General features: G+C 36.8%; 21 protein-coding genes. 15 read left to right on the forward strand and 6 right to left on the reverse strand.

What is annotated here, in order from left to right; genetic code table 11:
- The first annotated feature begins 47 nt into the window (after window positions 1–47).
- The 9 genes from ACLRYO_RS07780 to ACLRYO_RS07820 all read left to right on the forward strand — a co-directional run bounded on the left by ACLRYO_RS07780 (window position 48) and on the right by ACLRYO_RS07820 (window position 9,363).
- A complete protein-coding gene (locus ACLRYO_RS07780; protein WP_101928967.1) occupies window positions 48–1,223 on the forward strand; it encodes a glycosyltransferase family 9 protein in 1,176 nt (391 codons plus the stop codon).
- Window positions 1,210–1,536, forward strand: a complete 327-nt coding sequence (locus ACLRYO_RS07785) for a hypothetical protein (protein ID WP_101928968.1) — start codon at window positions 1,210–1,212, stop codon at window positions 1,534–1,536. Before ACLRYO_RS07780 ends, ACLRYO_RS07785 begins: the two co-directional genes overlap by 14 nt.
- 543 nt (window positions 1,537–2,079) lie before the next feature.
- Window positions 2,080–3,432, forward strand: a complete 1,353-nt coding sequence (locus tag ACLRYO_RS07790; RefSeq protein WP_008602782.1) for a pyruvate carboxylase subunit B — start codon at window positions 2,080–2,082, stop codon at window positions 3,430–3,432.
- A 449-nt stretch (window positions 3,433–3,881) separates the two neighbouring features.
- Window positions 3,882–5,222 carry a sensor histidine kinase gene (locus tag ACLRYO_RS07795; protein WP_077708186.1) on the forward strand — a complete coding sequence of 447 codons (1,341 nt, stop codon included), beginning with the start codon at window positions 3,882–3,884 and terminating at the stop codon, window positions 5,220–5,222.
- Window positions 5,219–5,908 (forward strand): response regulator transcription factor, encoded by a 690-nt coding sequence (locus ACLRYO_RS07800; protein ID WP_004693664.1) that lies wholly within the window; start codon window positions 5,219–5,221, stop codon window positions 5,906–5,908. The genes ACLRYO_RS07795 and ACLRYO_RS07800 overlap by 4 nt, the downstream gene beginning before the upstream one ends.
- Before the next feature lie 668 nt (window positions 5,909–6,576).
- Entirely contained in the window at window positions 6,577–7,674 is a 1,098-nt protein-coding gene (locus tag ACLRYO_RS07805) for a S1C family serine protease (RefSeq protein ID WP_024061350.1), read from the forward strand.
- A 359-nt stretch (window positions 7,675–8,033) separates the two neighbouring features.
- Window positions 8,034–8,363 carry a PadR family transcriptional regulator gene (locus tag ACLRYO_RS07810; RefSeq protein ID WP_004693657.1) on the forward strand — a complete coding sequence of 110 codons (330 nt, stop codon included), beginning with the start codon at window positions 8,034–8,036 and terminating at the stop codon, window positions 8,361–8,363.
- Window positions 8,350–8,925 (forward strand): DUF1700 domain-containing protein, encoded by a 576-nt coding sequence (locus ACLRYO_RS07815; RefSeq protein ID WP_024061349.1) that lies wholly within the window; start codon window positions 8,350–8,352, stop codon window positions 8,923–8,925. Before ACLRYO_RS07810 ends, ACLRYO_RS07815 begins: the two co-directional genes overlap by 14 nt.
- Window positions 8,926–8,934: 9 nt before the next feature.
- Complete coding sequence (locus tag ACLRYO_RS07820; protein ID WP_024061348.1) at window positions 8,935–9,363, forward strand: hypothetical protein; 429 nt, start codon at window positions 8,935–8,937, stop codon at window positions 9,361–9,363.
- A gap of 276 nt (window positions 9,364–9,639) precedes the next feature.
- Here ACLRYO_RS07820 and pyrE read toward each other — a convergent pair whose 3' ends face one another.
- Window positions 9,640–10,227 carry an orotate phosphoribosyltransferase gene (gene pyrE / locus ACLRYO_RS07825; RefSeq protein WP_004698369.1) on the reverse strand — a complete coding sequence of 196 codons (588 nt, stop codon included), beginning with the start codon at window positions 10,225–10,227 and terminating at the stop codon, window positions 9,640–9,642.
- Window positions 10,224–10,943 (reverse strand): orotidine-5'-phosphate decarboxylase, encoded by a 720-nt coding sequence (pyrF, locus tag ACLRYO_RS07830; RefSeq protein WP_008715622.1) that lies wholly within the window; start codon window positions 10,941–10,943, stop codon window positions 10,224–10,226. The genes pyrE and pyrF overlap by 4 nt, the downstream gene beginning before the upstream one ends.
- 188 nt (window positions 10,944–11,131) lie before the next feature.
- Between pyrF and ACLRYO_RS07835 the strand changes: the two genes are divergently transcribed.
- Genes ACLRYO_RS07835 through ACLRYO_RS07850 form a run of 4 tightly spaced genes read left to right on the forward strand, consistent with a single transcriptional unit; the run spans window position 11,132 to window position 14,229 of the window.
- On the forward strand, window positions 11,132–11,761 hold the full coding sequence (locus ACLRYO_RS07835; protein ID WP_008715623.1) for a 3'-5' exonuclease: 630 nt from the start codon (window positions 11,132–11,134) through the stop codon (window positions 11,759–11,761).
- Window positions 11,762–11,775: 14 nt separating this feature from the next.
- Window positions 11,776–12,438 carry a deoxyribose-phosphate aldolase gene (gene deoC, locus ACLRYO_RS07840; RefSeq protein ID WP_004698377.1) on the forward strand — a complete coding sequence of 221 codons (663 nt, stop codon included), beginning with the start codon at window positions 11,776–11,778 and terminating at the stop codon, window positions 12,436–12,438.
- 53 nt (window positions 12,439–12,491) lie between these two features.
- Window positions 12,492–13,793, forward strand: a complete 1,302-nt coding sequence (locus ACLRYO_RS07845; protein ID WP_021147799.1) for a pyrimidine-nucleoside phosphorylase — start codon at window positions 12,492–12,494, stop codon at window positions 13,791–13,793.
- Window positions 13,794–13,803: 10 nt separating this feature from the next.
- Window positions 13,804–14,229 (forward strand): cytidine deaminase, encoded by a 426-nt coding sequence (locus ACLRYO_RS07850; RefSeq protein ID WP_174892240.1) that lies wholly within the window; start codon window positions 13,804–13,806, stop codon window positions 14,227–14,229.
- Here the strand turns inward: ACLRYO_RS07850 and ACLRYO_RS07855 are convergent.
- Both ACLRYO_RS07855 and ACLRYO_RS07860 read right to left on the reverse strand, forming a co-directional pair.
- On the reverse strand, window positions 14,207–15,664 hold the full coding sequence (locus tag ACLRYO_RS07855; protein WP_021147801.1) for an ArnT family glycosyltransferase: 1,458 nt from the start codon (window positions 15,662–15,664) through the stop codon (window positions 14,207–14,209). The two genes, ACLRYO_RS07850 and ACLRYO_RS07855, sit on opposite strands and share 23 nt — an antisense overlap.
- Window positions 15,665–15,668: 4 nt before the next feature.
- Complete coding sequence (locus ACLRYO_RS07860; protein ID WP_021147802.1) at window positions 15,669–16,304, reverse strand: phosphatase PAP2 family protein; 636 nt, start codon at window positions 16,302–16,304, stop codon at window positions 15,669–15,671.
- Window positions 16,305–16,463: 159 nt separating this feature from the next.
- Here ACLRYO_RS07860 and ACLRYO_RS07865 point away from each other — a divergent pair, with 159 nt between their 5' ends.
- Both ACLRYO_RS07865 and ACLRYO_RS07870 read left to right on the forward strand, forming a co-directional pair.
- Complete coding sequence (locus ACLRYO_RS07865) at window positions 16,464–17,948, forward strand: sensor histidine kinase (protein WP_021147803.1); 1,485 nt, start codon at window positions 16,464–16,466, stop codon at window positions 17,946–17,948.
- A gap of 4 nt (window positions 17,949–17,952) precedes the next feature.
- Window positions 17,953–18,672 (forward strand): response regulator transcription factor, encoded by a 720-nt coding sequence (locus ACLRYO_RS07870; RefSeq protein ID WP_021147804.1) that lies wholly within the window; start codon window positions 17,953–17,955, stop codon window positions 18,670–18,672.
- Between the two features lie 103 nt (window positions 18,673–18,775).
- Here the strand turns inward: ACLRYO_RS07870 and ACLRYO_RS07875 are convergent, their stop codons facing one another.
- Both ACLRYO_RS07875 and menA read right to left on the reverse strand, forming a co-directional pair.
- The gene (locus ACLRYO_RS07875; RefSeq protein WP_004698373.1) at window positions 18,776–19,594 is read right to left on the reverse strand and encodes a MetQ/NlpA family ABC transporter substrate-binding protein; all 819 of its coding nucleotides are present in this window, start codon (window positions 19,592–19,594) and stop codon (window positions 18,776–18,778) included.
- 143 nt (window positions 19,595–19,737) lie between these two features.
- Window positions 19,738–20,640 (reverse strand): 1,4-dihydroxy-2-naphthoate octaprenyltransferase, encoded by a 903-nt coding sequence (gene menA / locus ACLRYO_RS07880; RefSeq protein WP_021147805.1) that lies wholly within the window; start codon window positions 20,638–20,640, stop codon window positions 19,738–19,740.
- Window positions 20,641–20,839 lie beyond the last annotated feature (199 nt).

The following is a 20,839-nucleotide window of genomic DNA, read 5'->3' on the forward strand; positions in this document are numbered from 1 at the left end:
ATTATAAAGGCTTTATTCCTATAATAGTATGTACCCTAAGGATATCTATGAATATATTATTTGTACGCCTTAGTTACATAGGTGATATTTTGCATGCTACACCTGCTGCGCGGTGGATTAAGAAACAGTATCCTGATGCTAAGTTGCATTGGATTGTAACGCCTAGTATGGTAGAGCTTTTACAGGACAATCCCTATGTAGATGAGATAATTCCCTGGGAACGGGATGAATACGAGGCTCATTCTAAAAAACTACATATCCCTACAATGTGGCGCATGTGGTGGGATCTTAAGGCCAAATTAGAACCTTATAAATTTGATGTAGCCATTGATGTACAAGGACGTCTTATAACAGGGTTAGTACTATTAGCTTCAGGAGCCCCCATTAGACTTGGCCTTGGTGGCACAAAAGAGTTGAATTGGTTGTTTACTAACTATAAAACGAAGCCTAGTACAGAACACATGATTAAGCGCTATGTAGAGGTAGCTCAGTTGTTAACAAAGGCTGTTACTGAACATGCAAATTTAGATACATCGCTTAACATAGCTAAATGCGGTGTTGAAAGCAGTTCTCCACTAAATGAATCTAGTGCTAATACGCTGTACCACATGGATTTTCAGGTGCCATCAAATTTACATAGTTGGGCAGAAGAACAGTGGAAAACGATTGATAACGACATTTCTTTGAATCGTGGGGAGGTGGATACACCTCTACGAGTTGGGCTTGTATTAGGCACCTCTTGGGCAACGAAAGAATGGCCTCAGGAAAAATGGTACTCCCTCATTAAATCCCTTCAATATAGAGCAAATTTTGTTTGTTTAGGTGGCCCTAAAGAGGCTACTCAATACAAACCCTTGATGGACTCGCTAACAGATGAGGGCATTGATAAAATTGTACTGAATATGTTAGGGAAAACGACGCTTCAAGAATTAGGGGCTTTAATTGAAAGTTGTGATGTAGTAGTTACTGCTGATACTGGAGCTTTGCATATTGCGTTAGCTTTAAATAAGCCTGTAGTAGCACTCTTTGGCCCTACGGATCCTAAATTATGGGGACCTCTGACGGGAACCTTTAAGGTGCTCGTAAATGATGAATTAGATTGCTTGGGCTGCCGAAAACGACGTTGTCCTAAGCCTGATCAATATTGTATGTCTGGTATTGAACCAGTACGCGTAAAAAAAGCAATTTTTGAATTGATAGGAGATACACATGGCAAAGTTTAAAATCCAAAAAGGTTTATCCGATGCGGATATGATGAAAAATTTTAAGGATACGGAAAATTTTGAAGATACTATGCTCAATATGGAGCGAGATGCTAAGAAGCCAGTAGTTTACCAAAGTCCAAAGCAAAAAGAAGATGCATTTTACCGTGAGTTCTTAACTGAAAAAGTAGAGACTATAATTGGTAAAATGCTCCTTGATATCAAGATGGAGTATTTTAAAGAAGGAGAAGGGGCCTTTTCTATTCAAGTAAAACGGGAAGGTAAAAATATTGTCCTTGAAACTGCGCCTAAAAAGGTTAAGCCTGAGAAGTAATGCGTATAATGGGAACTCTTAAATTTTAAAGATTACGTCAGAGCCTGTCCGTAAATGGACAGGTTCTTTTGTATGTTTATGCATTTAAAAATATCGACTAAGTTATTAATAAAATTGATGAACTCATAAGCATACCGATGTTTATCGAATTACTACATTTATAAATACCGATATATTTTGAAAAGTATTTAATAATAACTAAAAATTATTACGATATAATTTTTAGTTTCTCATTAAAATGAGCAATTACAAAAAATTAATTTGATTAAACATACATGCTAAACTCTAGTTCCTCTGCAGTTTTTTGTGATATTCATCACGAAAAAATCATCTTTGTATACATGAAATTATGAGTAAATAGCATAATGTGGTTGTTGACAAAGAATTTTATAAGTAGTCTAATATAAGTATGTATTACGATTTTAGCGCGTTTGGCTAGTGTGAGCAGACATCGAAAAAATCGTAAAAAAAATAGGTATGAGATAGTTGCTTGATGAGTGTATAAAGTTACATACACAGACTATTTCGATTTGGAGGATTAACATGGCTAAAAAATTAAGAATTTGCGAAACCGTTCTTCGTGACGGTCATCAATCTATTTTGGCAACACGTATGCGCTACGAACAAATGGAGCCAGTGCTCGGCCTTTTAGATGATATTGGTTATGAAGCTCTTGAATGTTGGGGCGGCGCTACTTATGACAGCTGTCTTCGTTTCTTGAATGAAGATCCATGGGAACGCCTTCGCAAATTGAAAGCTAATTTGAAAAATACCCCATTGCAAATGTTGCTTCGCGGTCAAAATTTGTTGGGCTATAAACACTACTCCGACGACGTAGTAGAAGCATTCTGTAATGCGGCTGTAAAAAATGGTATCGACCGTATCCGTATTTTCGACGCATTGAATGACCCACGCAATATGGAAGCTGCTATTAAGTACTCCAAAAAAGCTGGTGCACACGTTCAATCCGCTATGGTATACACAATTTCTCCAGTTCACACAACTGAAAGCTTCTTGAAAGTAGCTGAAACTTTGGTAGAAATGGGTACTGATTCCCTTTGTATCAAAGATATGTCCGGTTTGTTAGGACCTGCTGATGCATATGATTTGGTTTCTACTTTCAAAAAACGTTTTGGCGAATTGCCAATCGACTTGCATAGCCATTTCACTTGCGGTCTTGCTAGTACTACATACTGGGAAGCTGCTAAAGCTGGCGTAGATATCATCGATACTGCTATCTCTCCATTCGCTCATGCAACTAGCCAACCAGCTACTGAAACTATGATTGAAATGTTCAAAGGTACTGAATGGGATCTTGGTCTTGACCTTGATAAATACATTCCATTAGTTGACCACTTCCGTAAAGTAAAACAACAAATCGCTGAAGAATTCAACTTGAAACCAGCTAGTGATGTAATCCCTGCTGTTCGTCGTTACCAAATTCCTGGCGGTATGTTGTCCAATACTCAAAACCAATTGAACGAAATGGGTATGGGCGATCGCTTCTTTGACGTTATGGATGAAATGCCACGCGTTCGTGAAGACTTGGGTTACCCTCCATTGGTAACTCCAACATCCCAAATCGTTGGTACAATGGCTATGATGAACGTTATGATGGGTGACCGTTACAAAATGGTTCCTAACGAAGTTAAAGATCTTGTTCGTGGTAAATATGGTCAATTACCTGGTACAATTTCTGATGAAATTCGTCAAACTATCATTGGTGATGAACAACCTATTACTTGCCGTCCAGCAGATCTTATCGAACCTGAATTGGAAGGTTACCGTCAAGATTTAGCTTCTAAAGGCTACAATGGCATCACTGACGAAGACGTATTGACTTACGCTATGTTCCCAGAAGTTGCTATTAACTTCTTCGATGCAAATCGTCGTTAATCCAAATTTTAAAAGAGGATTCTTAGGAATCCTCTTTTTTTTGACCATATTTAAACTATCCTCATAGAGAAATAGTATAATTCAGTATATATTTTGTTTTATTAAATGAAGAGATTCAATAGTTGTTTCATTTTTTATATTTTAGCTTTTTTATAAACAGTATAGACGAGTTCCTATTAAAAGGGGAGACTAAGGAACTATGAAATATCAGATATTACCAATTTTCATATCGCCATAAGATACATGGGTGCGTGTGAAAATATAATTTTTACGAAAAGTATTAGATATTAAAAGGGTCGAGATACCTTTGAATAATCGGTCAATTATAAACTACGTATGAAAGAATAGTGAAAAATATGTTGGATATTTGCGTGTTTTACTTGCGTTAAGTTATAAAAATAGCGTAAACTATAGAGAGTATCTACTATTTATGATATTGAGGTAATCCTGTGAATTTACAAATACGAATTTGGATATCCAATGTTGTGCTGTTTGTTGTACCTATTTTAATAGCAATTATTTTATTTTTGCTATATTTTACAGGTTTGCGCATATTGGCCAATGCCGGTTACTATTTGCGTATTGAGCAGGAACAACAGTTTAAAAGTGTCAGTCGAATAACTGAAACCATTACCTTTTATGGGTTAGAAAATGATCTAATTAATAGCTTGGTTAAGCCTAGCTATAGCTTACTTGATCCAAAGGAAGTATATGTTGAAGTACTTGATCAAGGAAGTATGGTGTATAACTACGGTAATCCACAAATCTATAGTGCTTCTGCCATTGTTGGTCTTATTGATGTTAACCCTGAATTACAGGGCATCGTATATCAATCCAATAATACTTTCGTTTATGAAATGAGAAAGTACGATGGACGTCATTCCTATGTATACCATATTGCGATTAGGCGTGCTACTCATGGTAGTGATAGCTTAATGGAATCCGTATCTTTCTATATTATCGTAGTTTCCATATTGCTCTTTATTGTTACATTTTTTGCTATTAACCGATTTGTTACACGATTTATCATGATTCACGTTAAGAATATGACAAAGTCGTTAGAAATGGCGAATCGTCAAATTGAAATGGAACAGGAGCAACAAAAAGAGCTACTCGCTGGTATATCCCATGATATACGAACTCCATTGACGGCTATTAAAGCGTATGCTGAAGGTGTTCGTGATGGTATTGCACCAACGGAAGAGCAACAAAAAAGATACATGGGAATTATTTTGAAACGGGCCAATGATTTAGATTCTATGTTAGAGGAACTATTCCTCATAACAACATTGAACTATAAAAAAGAATCTCGTCCATCTGAACGAATTGAATTAGGTCAGTTTGTACGTGACTTTGTAGAAGATCATTTAGCTCCGTATCAATCGAAGGGACTTGAGATTAAGGCCCGTATAGCTACGGAAACACCTTTTATCAATGCTAACCCACAATTGTTACAACGTGTTTTGCAGAATGTGTTGAACAATAGTGCTAAGTATAAAATGACCGATATTGGTCATTGCGTCATAGATGTAACGAGTGATGATGATTTTGTATACTGTGTCATCAGTGATGATGGACCAGGTGTGCCGCCAGAATCTCTAGAGCGTCTGATGCGCCCATTCTATCGTGTAGATTCGTCTCGTACGAATCCTCAAGAAGGTAGTGGCCTAGGATTGTCGATTATCCGTCGAATTATGGAAATCTTTGAAGGCCGAGTTATGATTGAAAATGTAAGGCCACATGGTCTACGTATTATATTAGAGTTTCCTAAGCAAGGAGAAGAATCATGAGTGAACATATCTTAATTATTGAAGACGATTTGGATATTGCCAATATTGAGCGTGATTATTTAATGGTGGCGGGCTATGATGTAACGATTATGACTAATGGTACAGATGGCATTGAAGCAGCATTAAATACTCCTGTAGACCTTATTATCCTTGATGTTATGTTGCCAGAAATGGATGGCTTTGAAGTTTGTCGTCAAATTCGTGACAAAGTTCGTGTACCAATCGTTATGGTAACTGCGCGTCTTGATGATATCGACAAAATCCGTGGCTTAGGCGTAGGCGCTGATGATTATATTGAAAAGCCATTCTCTCCATCTGTATTGATTGCGAAGATTAAAGCTATGTTGGCGCAATATAAACGTTTAACAGAGCGCGATGCAATGGAAACAAACGCTATTCAATCCGGTGAAATCCGTCTCGACCCTAAAATGATGAAAGTATGGGTGAATGAAAAAGAGGTTCATCTTAAAAAGAAAGAATTCCAGTTGTTAGAGTTCTTGATGCGTAACCGTGATATTGTATTTAGCAAAGAAGAATTGTATTCTCGTGTATGGGGACTTGACTCCTATGGTGATTATGCAACTGTAGCGGTTCATATTAATCGTTTACGTGAAGAAATTGAGGATAATCCATCCGATAGTAAGCATATTATTACAGTGTGGGGTGTAGGGTATAAATTCGTTTAGTATCGAGAATATGCATTCACATTATACTCACGTTGTTCGTGGCTGTTGATTAGATATGACTTTATAGAGATTTTATTATAGAGATATAATCAAAGGTTTAAGAATTGTTTATATAGTTACTTTGATAGTTTAGATATTCCATGTATACTTATTTAAGTAAGGCTGACTATGACTCTAGATAAGTAATATTTTAACTTCTCTCTCTTAATAAGTTCTCTCTAAAGCTTATCTAGATCACATATACTCTCTCTCTCAACAGTCCTTACACTCTCAAACTATATGCATAAAGGGCATTTGCTAGCGACGGCTAGTAAATGCCCTTTATGTTTTTTAGATTTTAGATATTTGAATACATTCTATACAGCTTCTTTCAGGATTCTAGGTATTTATCTAGTGGAGGATATACGGTTATAATAATTATACTTTCATAAGAAAAGTTATAAATTGATATCTTGCATTGTAAAAGCAGGCGTACTATAATAGGTTCATCAAAATCAATTTTATAAAATTAATTTTGAGATGATTTGAATTAGTGTGAGACGTGGCGTATTTATAAAGTATCATAATTATATGATTTATGATTTGATTCTTATTTTAACTTTTATAATCATCATTAAGATGTTATGGGTGATGTAGAAGAATATTAAGAAGAATATAAGGAGATCTACATGACATTTTCAAAATATAAGAAAACAGTAATTGCGTGTATTCTTGCTTTGGGTATTGGGGTAGGCGGAGGATACTATTTCTTTGGCAGCCCTGTTAATACGCAACCAACAAACGTGAGAGAACAAACTAAACAGACTAAGCCTATTACTGAAGCGCGTAATACCTATGTAGTGCAAGCGGCTAAAGAATCTGGGCCAGCTGTAGTAGGGATTACAACACAAGTATTTCAAAAGGATATATTTAACCGTACAATCTATGCTGGAGAAGGTGTCGGATCTGGTGTACTTATCGATAATGATGGACATATTGTAACCAATAAACATGTGGTAGCAGGGGCTAGAAATGGGGAGGTTACAGTATCATTGTCTGATGGCAGTACGGTGACGGGGACTGTTATAGGTTCAGATTCACAGACGGACTTAGCAGTTGTAAAAATTAAACCTCCAAAAGATATTAAACCTATCAAAATTGGTGACTCTGACTCCTTGCAAGTGGGGGAGCCAGCTATTGCTATTGGCAATCCTTTAGGTCTTGAGTTTAAAGGTTCAGTTACCTCTGGTGTTATTAGTGCCTTAGCACGTACAATTGATGATCAAGGTCAACGATTCCCATTGATTCAAACTGATGCAGCCATTAATCCAGGTAACTCAGGTGGTGCGCTTATTAATGCAGATGGTGAGTTAATTGGTATCAATAGCTCTAAAATCTCTAAAGAGGGAATTGAAGGTATGGGCTTTGCTATTCCAATTAATTCTGCGATGACAATTGTTGATTCTATTATTAAAAATGGTAAGGTCATTCGCCCTTATATTGGGGTTTGGGCTGTAGACCGTCAAACTGCAGCGCGCAATAATGTAACCTATGAAGGTGATGGACTTCTTGTTGTTCAACTTGATCCTAATGGTCCTGCTGCACAAGCTGGTCTCGTAGAAGGGGATACGATTGCACAAATTGATGGTAAAGATATTACTACATTACTTGAATTAAAAGAACAAATTGATGCTAAGAGCCCTGGAGATACAATTTTGGTATCCTATACTCATAACGGCAAAATGAAGAGTGCACAGCTTAAATTAGGGGAAGCGTCTTCAAATTAGAATCTAGTAAATAAAACTTAATTAAGTATTCCAATAATGCACTAATTTCTTTTGTAGTGTTAGAAAATCCTCATCTTTTAGATGAGGATTTTTAGTTATAATAGGGTGCTTTAATAGATTTTGTATAAAAAATACCATAAATAAGAAAATTTTTTTGAAAAAATTTTTCCCTATAAACGCAGAAATTAACTGTGTTTATAGATTAGAAATAAGAAAAAATATATTAAATTTCAATATTTTTTTACAAAGTACCTTGCGTTCCGAGGTACCTTATGTTATTATGTATTTGTCAGTACATGATAGTGACCGTAAGAGAGCTTTCACATTGGCAGGCAAGCACAGCCTAAAAGGGAGGAACTATGCAAGTTCAATTAAAAAAAGGTGTTATGGACATGCTGGTGCTAGCATTATTAACACAAAATGATCGTTACGGATACGAAATCGTAAGCACCATTTCGGAATATATTGAAATATCTGAAGGAACGATATATCCATTGTTTAACAGACTGAAAAAAGAAAAGTATGTTGAAACGTATTTAAAGGAGTCTTCTACAGGCCCATCACGGAAATACTATCATATCACGAACGAAGGCCGTGCAGCATATAACAAGATGCGTCAAGAATGGGATGATTTTTCTGGTGTTATCAATATGCTGTTGAAAGGAGTCGATAATAATGAACAAAAATAGCTTTTTGGATGCATTGCGTAATATATTTAAAAAAGCGCGTGTTGCAGATGTAGAGAGTATTATAGAGGTTTATGAAGAGCATTTTGCGGTAGGTTATGAAAAAGGGCTTACCGATAGTGAGATCATTAAATCCTTAGGGTCTCCAGAGGAAATATATGCATCCTACGTAGATGCAGGTATTATTACTGACACAATGAATCAAGATGGTAGTGAAAGTAAATCCGTTAATATGCAGGAAATTTATGCACGATTTGATGATTATAAAGAGCGTCTTTTACCTCAATTACCGGGGATGGCTAAAAAAGCATCTAAGACTTTGCTCTCTATTGGAAGTGCCTTATCCTATATTGTAGGTGCTCTTATATTCATTATTACACCGGCTATCTTGTTCTTACTAGGTAGCTCATGGCAACCATTTGAGAATGTTACTGCATTTCCAGTATTGTCCATTGTAACTTTAGTGGCACTTGGGGGTGTAGGTTTATTTGGTGGACTTACATGCGTCTTTGTTGGTACAGAGCTTCGTGGCGTACGTGAACGTTATTTCCGCAATTTAAATTAAGGAGGACCTATGAGACGTATTATAATTACAGCAATTTTAACAGTAATCTGTGCTGTTGGAGCATGTACATCTTTTGCTGTTAATGATTTACCTAATTTTGGTGAATGGATGAAAACGAATGAACAACAGTTTAGAAAACCACATAGACATGATGGTCCTAATCAGTATATGGATAAACATATGATGGATAGAAATAATCATATGATGCCTCAAGATAGTATGGGGCCAAATAATGGCCAACATATGCACCAAAATGGTCAAAATCAAATGATGCCTCAAGATGGTATGGGACCAAATAGTGGTCAGCATATGCACTCAAATGGTCAAATGCCTCCGCAAGGTCAAATGCCTATGCAAGGCCAACCACCTCAACAACCTAATGGCAATGCACCACAACAACAAACTGATCAAGGTGCACCGCAAACTACACAAAACTAATGATACTTTATGAGTTCATTTCTCTCATAAGATATAGAGAACGTGGTCATGAAAGTGCATTCATGGCCACCATAGAGTCACACACTCTATGTGATACATTCGTATCAGAATCTCTCTCTTACACACAATAACTACACACAAACAAAAAGAGCTCCTTAGCGAAGGAGCTCTTTTTGTATCTATTTATAAATATTAGATAGTACTTGATGGTTTGGGAATATATTATTAACTTCTCAATGAAAAACGACCTATACATGTATATAGGTCGTTAAAAAATTATTTGATATGTTTAGAGCCACGTTCTGTCATAGCTACGCCGTCTTTGCAAAGAGGGCATTCTTCAGGTTTATAAGTTGGAACTTCAAGATTAAGTAATGCTTGTACCTTTTCGTGAGGTACACCGAATTCTGCTTTACCCCCAGAACGGTTAACAAGAAGGCCTACACCTACGATTTCACCACCGGATTGGTTTACCACATTTACTACTTCTTGTACAGAACCACCAGTAGTTACGATATCTTCAACGATAAGTACTCTTGTGCCTGGCTCGATTTTAAAGCCACGACGTAATGTCATAATGCCTTTTTCGCGTTCTGTGAAGATAGCACGGGTGCCAAGCGCTTTACCTACTTCGTGAGCAAGTAAGATGCCACCGGTCATAGGTCCAATAACAAGTTCCACATTTTGATCGCGGAAGCGTTCAGCTAATTCTTTACAAAGTTTTTCTGTATATTTTGGATGTTGTAATACATTAAATTTTTCAACGTACATTGGACTGTGGAGACCAGATGTCAAAAGGAAGTGACCTTCTAAAATAGCTTGAGTGTCGATCAGTAATTGTTTTACTTCTTGTTCTGTCATCATTTGGATACTTTCTCCATTTCTTCAATAATTAAACGAACCGCTTCACGAGGGTTTTCGGCTTGTGTAATAGGTCGACCGATAACAAGGCGAGATGCTCCATCTTGTAGTGCACTAGCTGGTGTAGCAACCCGTTTTTGGTCGTCTGTTGTTGCAAAGGAAGGGCGAATACCAGGGGTAACGATGAGGAAGTCATCGTCACATGCTTCACGAATCATTTTGGCTTCTAATGCGGAACATACAACACCATCCATACCACAGTCTTTAGCGAGTTTTGCAAGGCGAATGACTTGGTCGGAAATTGGTAGCTGACCACCAATAGCAGTCCAAGATTCATCGTCAAAGCTAGTTAATGCGGTGATGGCTAATAATTTTGGGCGTTCCACGCCTAGTTCTTTGCCACTCTCATGAGCTGCCTCAACAGCAGCTTTCATCATGACAGGACCACCTTGACCATGTAAAGTAATTAAACTAGCACCGAGACGTGTTAAGGAAGCTACGCCATGGGCTACGGTATTTGGAATGTCGTGCAATTTCAAATCAAGAAATACTTGTTTGTTTTGCTCCTGTAAAAAACGAATTGTTTTTGCTCCTTCGGCGTAGAATAGCTCCATGCCGACCTTGTAAAAGCTAACCGAATCACCGAGGGATAATACGATTTCTTTCACTGCATCCATCGTGGATACGTCAAGGGCAACGATTAATCTGTCATCTGCCATGTTGCAACCTCCATACTACATACATATCTAAATAATTTTCACATACTGAGGGCCTATCTGTCAATTAAAATTGGTGTGAATGAGGTGATTATTGGTCACCTTTGAACAGTAGATTATAGTCTATTTCATGCTATAATAAGTAGAGTAAATGAATATAATTCTTATATATAGATTTTGAAAGGAGTCCTATGTTAGATTTTGTTGCATTAGACTTTGAAACAGCAAATAAATTTAAAAATAGCGCGTGCTCCTTGGCGGTTATTACCGTAAAGGACGGACAAATTACCAAAAAGGCATATAGCCTCATCAAGCCTCCGTTTATGAGTTTTGATGATGAATGTATTGAAATTCATGGTATCCAACCGAAGGATGTTCTTCATGAAAAGACCTTTGATGAGTTGTGGAATGCCATTTATGAAAACCATTTAAAAGGGAATATTATGGTGGCTCACAATGCGAAATTCGATATGAACGTATTGCGTGCTACTTTAGATTATTATAAAATCCCTTGGCCAGAACTAGATTATGCATGTACAGTTAAACTTTCACGTGCGGTATGGCCTGATTTAGTTAATCATAAGTTGAATACAATGGCCGCATATATTGGAGTTGAGTTTAAACATCACTATGCACTGGATGATGCAGAGACTTGTGCAAAGGTTGTATTAGAAGCTGCTAAGTTGAAAGGCGTTAATAGTTTACCAGATTTATTAAAGACTACAGGCGTACCGTTAGAACCATTCATTGATGATAAAAATCGCTCTGCTCAAGATGCATTACATAAAGAGCCAGAACCAGAACAAATGTCGTTCTTTTAGTAAGGAGAGGTACTATGTTGGGGAAAGAATTATTAGCTTATGTAGATCATACATTATTGCGTCCTACAGCTACATGGGATGATATTAAAGAAGTTTGTGAGGATGGTATAAGGTATAAAACCGCATCTGTTTGTATTCCTCCAGATTTTGTAGCATCTGCCCATGAAGCATATCCAGAACTTAACATATGTACCGTTATCGGCTTCCCTTTAGGATATGAAACAACAGAGGTAAAGGTGGCAGAAACGAAACAGGCTATTGAAGAGGGCGCTTCTGAAATTGATATGGTTATTAATCTTGGAGATGTAAAGCAAGGTGATTTTGAAGCGGTAACTAGCGAAATTGAGGCGCTTAAGAAGGCTTGTGGTGATAAAATTTTAAAAGTTATTATCGAAACTTGTTATCTTACAGATTCTGAAAAGGTGGCGCTTTGTAAATGTATTACAAATGGTGGCGCAGACTATATTAAAACATCTACTGGATTTGGTAGCGGCGGTGCAAGCCTTGAAGATATTAGACTCTTTAAAAAGCATATTGGTCCTAATGTACAGATTAAGGCTGCAGGTGGTATTCGCTCTATTACGGATATGAAAGCCTATATTGCAGAAGGTTGTAGCCGAATTGGAGCCAGTGCAGCTGTAGAGTTACTAAAGAATCACTTGAACGAAGAAGTATAATAGAAAACCACCTAGGCTATGCTTAGGTGGTTTCTTAGAATGGCGGTGTAACTATGCGTATGTATGATATTATTCTGAAGAAAAGGGCGAACTTGCCGTTAACAGATGAGGAAATCCGCTTTGTCATAGATGGTTATGTAAAGGGGGAAATCCCTGATTACCAAGTGAGTGCGCTCTTGATGACCATAGTTTTTAATGGTATGAATGCTCGCGAACTAGGAACTTTGACCTTGGCTATGGCTCAATCAGGTAATATGGTAGACTTGTCAAATATTGATGGGATTACCGTAGATAAACATAGTACAGGCGGCGTGGGAGATAAGACAACACTTATTATTGCACCTCTCGTAGCCGCTTCTGGCGGCAAGGTGGCTAAGATGTCTGGACGTGGACTTGGTCATACAGGTGGCACTATTGATAAGATGGAATCTATTCCAAATTTAAAGGTATCTTTAGAGCAAGATGCTTTTATCAATCAAGTTAATAAAATTGGTCTTGCTGTTATTGGTCAGTCGGAAGGGCTTGCACCTGCTGATAAAAAGCTATATGCTTTGCGCGATGTGACGGGAACTGTTGATAGTATCCCTCTTATTGCATCCTCTGTTATGAGCAAAAAATTGGCTTCTGGTGCTCAAGCAATTTTGTTAGATGTAAAGGTTGGCAGTGGTGCCTTTATGAAAAACATAGAGGATGCTCGTGAATTGGCTAAAGCAATGGTAGATATTGGAAAGGAAAATGGCCGTTCAGTTAAGGCTATTTTGACGGATATGGATCGACCGCTAGGCCATGCTATTGGAAATGCGTTGGAGATTCGCGAGGTTATTGATACGTTGAAAGGTCATGGTCCAGAAGATTTAACGCATGAATGTATTATCATGGCTGCCCACATGCTCGTATTGAGTCATATATGCGACTATGAAACGGCTCTCAGTCGTGTGCAAGAGGCACTCGACTCTGGTGCCGCATTAGAACGATTGCGTATGATGATTGATGCTCAAGATGGCGACAGCCGAGTTATTGATGATGAAAGCCTATTAGCCATTGGCAAATTCACCTATGATGTTACAGCGCCTCAAGACGGTTATATTACCCATATGAATACAGAACAATGCGGGATTGCATCCGTTATGCTTGGAGCCGGTCGCACTGTTAAGGATGGTCCTATCGATTATAGTGCGGGCATCTTGATGCACAAGAAAACAGGCGACTCAGTTACAGTAGGTGAATGTATAGCTACCTTGTATGCTTCTGATGAGAGCTTGCTTTCTAATGCTGCAAAGACATATTTAGAGGCGATTACCTTTGGCGAAACTGCACCAATCATGGCGGATACGATTCTTGATATAGTGGAATGAGGAGATCCATATGATAGAAAAGGAAACTCATATGACAGAACAGGAAATTCAAAACCTTATAGATCGCGCCATCGTTGCTCGTGAGAAAACTTATAGTCCGTATTCCCATTTTGGCGTAGGTGCAGCTATTCTCTGTGAGGATGGGACTATTTATGAAGGGTGTAACATAGAAAATGCTTCTTATGGCTTAACGAACTGTGCAGAACGAACCGCTATATTTAAAGCTGTATCAGAAGGGCATACAAATTTTAAGGCTCTTGCCGTAGTTGCTGATACGGAAGGGCCTTGTGCACCATGTGGTGCTTGTCGTCAGGTAATGGGAGAGTTTAACATTCCTATTATCATTATGAGAAACATGAAGGGCAATATAAAAGTAGTATCTATTGAAGCGTTATTACCATTTAGTTTTTCATCTAACGATGTAATTGATAGATAGTACCTTCAGCATTGGAATATTCCAAAGACAAATTATCTGAATTTATTGTATCTGGAAGATAATCGTCACCATAAACGAGTAGATATATTTTTTTATTTGTTGGTAAGTCATTTATAGATATAAACGGCATGACATCTTTAGCGTTCCAAGAAATAGTAGTTGGATCAGGGGCTACTTCATTGGGGCCGAGTAATTGATATACTTCATGACCGCTATAGTAAGTAGGTGAAACGCGATATCTACCACTACCTTGTACAAGAATGGAGTCATCACTAATAGACTGGCTAATAAATTGGCTAATACTAGGTGTTGAGGCTTTCTTCATTTGTGGTACTGCTACTGCAAATGTAAGCACTATATAAGCAATACCCATAACGAATGCCGTTTTATAAATTAAGTTGATACGTTTGTAGCACATAACAGCTATTAATATAGTTAACGGTGTTAAAGCAGGAAAACTATAGGTGGAGTACTTAGTTGCCATACAAGTGAAAAATAGGATAACTATACCAGCCCAGACAGCTAAAAAGCTATGGAATGGAATATTGGTAAACCAATTCTTGCGATTACTATAAATTGACTTCGGTAATATAATGGACCAAGGTAATAATGCTATGATTGTTATAGGAATGTAATAGTACCAAACATTGAATCTTGGATGCTCAGACACTGTAGCACGAAGCCAATTATGGACACCTAGAAAGACATTGATAAAGTCATTTCCATGGGTGATATACATATAATAATACCAACTACCACCGAGGCTTAGAAATAGTAACAGTCCAGGTATAATCTGTAGACTAAATAATTCTCGAATATCTCGTCTGATTGCAAGGTAAACTAATATGATGAGACCTGGCAATAGGAATCCAATTGGACCTTTAGTCAATACGGCAAAAGCAGATGCTATATAGGCTAATAGATAGTAACGTTTATAACCTCGTTGACCTGTTTTATGATGTATGTATCCTATGTAAAAGCTCATTAAGGTAGCATTAAAGTATAGTCCTAGGGTCATATCTGTTATAAGAGATTTTGCGATAATCCAATATTCTGCTGACACGGATACGATAATGGCGCTCACAAGAGCAATAACGTGGTTTGTTTGTGCTTTTACAAAGCGATAGATTAGAAAAATATTGCAGAGAGCTAAAAGGCTAGAAAAGAATCTAGCGCCAAAGTTTGTAATGCCAAATAGTTTGAAACCAACAATGAGTTCCCAATAATAAAATATAGGCTTATCATACCAATAATGACCAAAAATTTGTGGAGATAAATAGTTTTTGGTTAGAAGCATTTCTTTTGCGGTTAGCGCATAATTAGACTCTACAGGATCCGTAATACTAAGATATGCATTTCCAATAAAATAAATGATGGCAGAGAAGATAAGGACTATCAAAATATGATAGTTCTTATTTTTTAAGACATACTTCATAGCCTTAACCTTTCATGCTAAATTGTTTACTCAATGGTTGGTTTGCTTTTTTTATAAGATATAGGCTTAGTTTTGTATTTATGAGTAATCGGAAAATATTATATTTAGGGTGATTTAATAGCGTATCAATCTTAGAAGATAAATAGTTTTGATAGACTTTAAATAACAAATATGTGATGAGGATACCCATGATAACGTCTAGAGGATAATGATGACCAACAAAGACTTTCGCAAAACCTGTTAAAATGGTTCCACTTAGTAGAATAGAACCTAGTCTCTTATAAACTGCTAAAATTGGTAATGAAATAGCAGTCATTGCCATAGCATGGGTGCTAGGAAAACTAGAATCAGCTACATGAGGAATAAGTAGATTTACTGTGTGTGTGACGAATGGTCTTGGTTCTTGCACTATGAAACCAATGATACTATGAGCTATCATGGTAATACCAAGAAATGCGATAGTATGTATGCAGGTTTTTATAAGTCTTTTATCTTTAAAATAGAGGCCTAATCCAGATAAGAGTATCAGTAATAAAGCAAAGACTATTGAAAGGTATTTTACAATGTATATCATACTTGTATCTAGCCACGTATATGTACCTGCTAGGCTGTTGATAAGTTGAAAGATTTCGTAATTCATATATATCTCCTTTTTATTTGATGACTTTCTTGTATGAATACATCATAAAGGAGAAATATTACGAAAATATAACGATGAAATTACATCTTCTAAAAGATTGATTTCTATATCATGACAGATAAGATATAGGTTTGTATAATAGTTAAAAAGGAGGTATCTATGCTTTTTAACTGGTTTAATAGCTTAGGCGTACGGCGAAAGATGATAATTAGTAATTTATTAATTATTATCATACCTTTTATTGTTTTACTTACCGCCTTATCTATAGTATGGGGGGTTATTCGTTATACTAATCCTGTAAATCATCGTCAGTGGATGATGCTAGCGCCTAGTACAATTCAGTCTCAAGTATTTCAATTGGGGTTAGAACAAATAAATAAGAAACTTTCAAAAGAGTCTACATCAATAAGTGATATTTTGGATAGTAGTGCTGTTTTAGAAGCACAAGGCTTAGATATAGTCATTCTCAAAGATAATAAAATAGTTTATGCTACGCCAGATATAGAGCCTAATATAATGTTATCGAACGTTAAAAATATGATAAATGGCTTAGAGTCTAATCATTATTTGAACTGGGAAGGCAACCAATTTACCTATGTGAATTCCTATGATATGGGACTTACAGTGTATGGTGCTGGTAGAATCCCATTTATGACTAAAAGTATGGGGCCAGAATCAACGGATAAGAAAATGGTGGAAGGCGCTTTTGGTATAGGTATTTTAATGATAATAGCTATTATCATTGGTATAGGCCTATATATATCCAATCGATTAGGTGAGTATATTTTGAGACCTGTCATAGATTTGAAGCAAGCTGCTGATGATCTCAAAAATGGGATAGTGCCAAAAAGAATTGCTGTAAGAAATCACGATGAATTAGGGGTTACTTGTGAGGCATTTAATAATATGCAGGAATCATTGCTTAAAGCCCGTCAAGAGCAAGACCTTTATGAAGAGCGTAGGCGCGAAATGATAGCAGGGGTTTGTCATGATATTTCAACACCACTTACATCGGTAAAGGGGTATGCTAGTGGTATTATTGAAGGTATTGCAAATACAGAAGAGAAGCAAGCACGCTATGTGCAGCGGATTTATGATATGGCGGGGCGTATTGAACATTTAGTTAATATGCTATCGGACTTTTCGCAACTAGAGTTAAAACAAATTCACTACAATCGAGATACATATGCATTAGATGATTTAATTCGAGAGTATATTAGAGAGCGACATTTAAATAATCATGAACTTATCGTTTTACATGAATCGTATAGTGCCGAAGATAGTTTAATAGTAATTGATCGGATACAGTTTTATCGTGTTTTGGATAATCTTGTATCCAATAGTATAAAGTATAGACGTGGCGAATCTGTATCTATTGATATATCTACAGCTAAGATAGATAATGGCTGTAAACTGACTTTTTCAGATGATGGGAAAGGTGTTCCTACAGAAATGTTAAATCGTTTGTTTGATATTTTTTTCCGTACTGATGAAGCACGTACAGAGGTAGCTAATGGTAATGGCATTGGGCTGGCTATTGTAAAACAAATCGTTGAAGATATGAATGGTTCTATTCATGCTGAACATAATGATAGTGGACCTGGACTATCCATTGTGATGGAGTTTCCTTTGGATAAGGAGTAAAAGTATGGGAAAAGTTTTAATTATTGAAGATGATATGGGTATCTATGAGTTAGAGCGAGATTATTTAGAAATCGAAGGCTATGAAGTAGACATTCAAACTAATGGCGTTGATGGGTTAAAGGCAGCCCTTGATTATGAATATGACTTAATTATTCTTGACATTATGATTCCTAAAAAGGATGGATTCTCTGTGTGTCGAGATATTCGTAAGGAAAAAGAAATACCTATTATTATGGTCAGTGCTAAACGTGAAGATATTGATAAAATTCGGGGGCTAGGACTTGGTGCTGATGATTATATGATTAAACCTTTTAGTCCGGCAGAGCTTGTAGCACGTGTTAAATCACACATTCAGCGTTATAATCGCATCCGTAATAGTCTAAGCCCTACAGTTGTGTTGGACGCAAAAATTACTGCAGGTAGCTTAGAGATATTGCTTGATTCTCATCAAGTTTTTTTAGGTGGTACTGAGGTGAATTTGACTCCACGTGAATATGACATTTTAGTTCTTCTTGCATCTAGCCCTAATCGTGTATTTACAAAAGAAGAAGTATTTGAAAGTATCTGGGGGATAGACTCTTTAGGAGAAACTTCAACAATTATGGTTCATATAAATAGATTAAGAGCTAAAATTGATAAACAATTCCAAAATGAAGAGTATATTGATACTGTTTGGGGTGTAGGGTATCGTTTCCATAAATGGGATAATTATATAAAACAATAGTATAAAATATTAAATAAAAAAGGCGTCTCAATGGAGACACCTTTAAACATAATTTTGACTAGTATATGAAGAAAGCTAGCCGCTGAGGCTAGCTTTTTGATGCTTAGAATGCAGGAACAATAGCACCTTGGTATTTTTCTTGGATGAATTTGATAATTTCAGGACTATGAAGTGCAGCCATCAATTTTTTGATGCGAGGGTCATTTTCATTGCCTTTAAGTACAGTTACGATATTTACGTAAGGGGAATCGTTATTTTCAATTGCCAATGCATCTTTGCCAGGGTTAAGACCTGCGTTTAATGCAAAGTTAGTGTTGATAGCGGCTAAGGCTACATCGTCAAGGGAACGAGGTACTTGTGCTGCTTCTAATTCTACGAATTGATATTCGTTAGGGTTCGCAGTAATATCTTGCACTGTAGATAAGATGTTTGTAGAGTCTTTTAATGTAATTAGACCTTGTTTTTGTAATAACAATAATGCACGGCCACCGTTTGTAGGGTCATTAGGAATAGCGATTTTAGCGCCTTTTGGAAGATCTTTCAAATCTTTGATTTTACGGGAGTATAAACCCATTGGCTCAAGATGAACACCACCGGCAGATACTAAGTCAAGTTTGTGAGCTTTTGCGAATTCCTCCATGTAAGGTACGTGTTGGAAGAAGTTGGCATCAATCTCTTTGTCCCCTAAAGCCAAGTTAGGTGTGTTGTAATCAGTAAATTCTGTGATTTTTAATTCGATACCATCTTTTGCTAAGATTGGTTTAACTTGTTCCAAAATTTCTGCGTGAGGTACTGCTGTTGCCCCAATTTTTAATACTTGTTTGCCATCGCTAGCAGCTTGTTTGTTGTCGTTACCACAGCCTGCGATTAATAAAGCGCCGCCAAGGATGACAGTAGCTGCTAATGCTAAAAATTTTCTCATTAGACACACTCCTTATACAATAATTACATATAAAATATTAAATCTATAGTACTAAATAATTTCCTATCTATCAAGAAGGAATTATTATAGGTTCTCCATAACTAAAAACTATGGAGAACCTATAATATAAGTATGTTCATTTTTTAAATTAATTTGCCCATGATAAGTCCAATCGCCCACATTAGTTGATAAATCATAGCGGCTCCAGCGGTAGTACCCATAGCCTTATCTAATTGGAACTCATCTGTATTGGTAGATAATGTATGAATTGTTTTGAAAGCTAGTGGTGCTGCAAGGAACGCTAATAAGGCGAACCATGTCATATGGCCTACTATAATCCAAGCAATGATCCAAATAAAATTGAAAATATATGAGATACTCATTAAGCTGAGTGCTCTTTCACGACCAAGCACGATTGGCAACGTGTGACGTCCATGGCTTTCATCATTACGAATATCTCGGATATTATTCGTCAACATGATGGAACCAACTAGCAATGTAGATGGAATTGCAGGAATTAACAGGGCTAAGGATAATTCTCGTATCCAGGCATAGCCTGTAATGAGTACGATAGCAAAACCCATGGCGATACCAGAGGAAATTTCCCCAAATGGTGTTCGAGAAATTGGTTTTGGACCGCCAGAGTAAAGGAAACTAATTAGAATACATAAGAAGCCTACCGGGATGTAGTACCAAGTTATAGTAGCAGATAAATAAAGACCAATAATAATGGGTACAAACATGAGTACTTTAATCATCGTTATAATGAGCTCTGGTGTTATAACGCCACGTGTGATAGAACCAGCATTACCTACCTTTTGACCAGCATCGAGTCCAGATTTAAAGTCTTTATATTCATTCCATAAATTAGCTACAATTTGGGCTGTTACAACAGCTAAAAATATGAGCATTGTATGGAAAATGGCAAGACCTGTACCCTGAGCAGCACCAAATGCATAATAACTAAAGGCGGCACCTAAAATGGTAGGCCCCAATGTAGCAGCTAATGTGCGAGGCCTAGTGAGGGGAATTAATTCTTGTATCATGTTAAAAGCACACCGAGTGTGCACTCCTTTCCATTTCTCATACATATATCATCTTTACATGTCTATTTATGTATTGTATAGCAGAAAGGTAAGCTTGTAAATTATACTATACAGTTATATATGTCGATATAGTATAATAATTAATATATGCAGTATAGATTCTCCTTTAAACTCTTAATATATACTGCACAGATTATCT

This window comes from Veillonella parvula (assembly GCF_047241225.1).
Lineage (GTDB): Bacteria > Bacillota > Negativicutes > Veillonellales > Veillonellaceae > Veillonella > Veillonella parvula_O.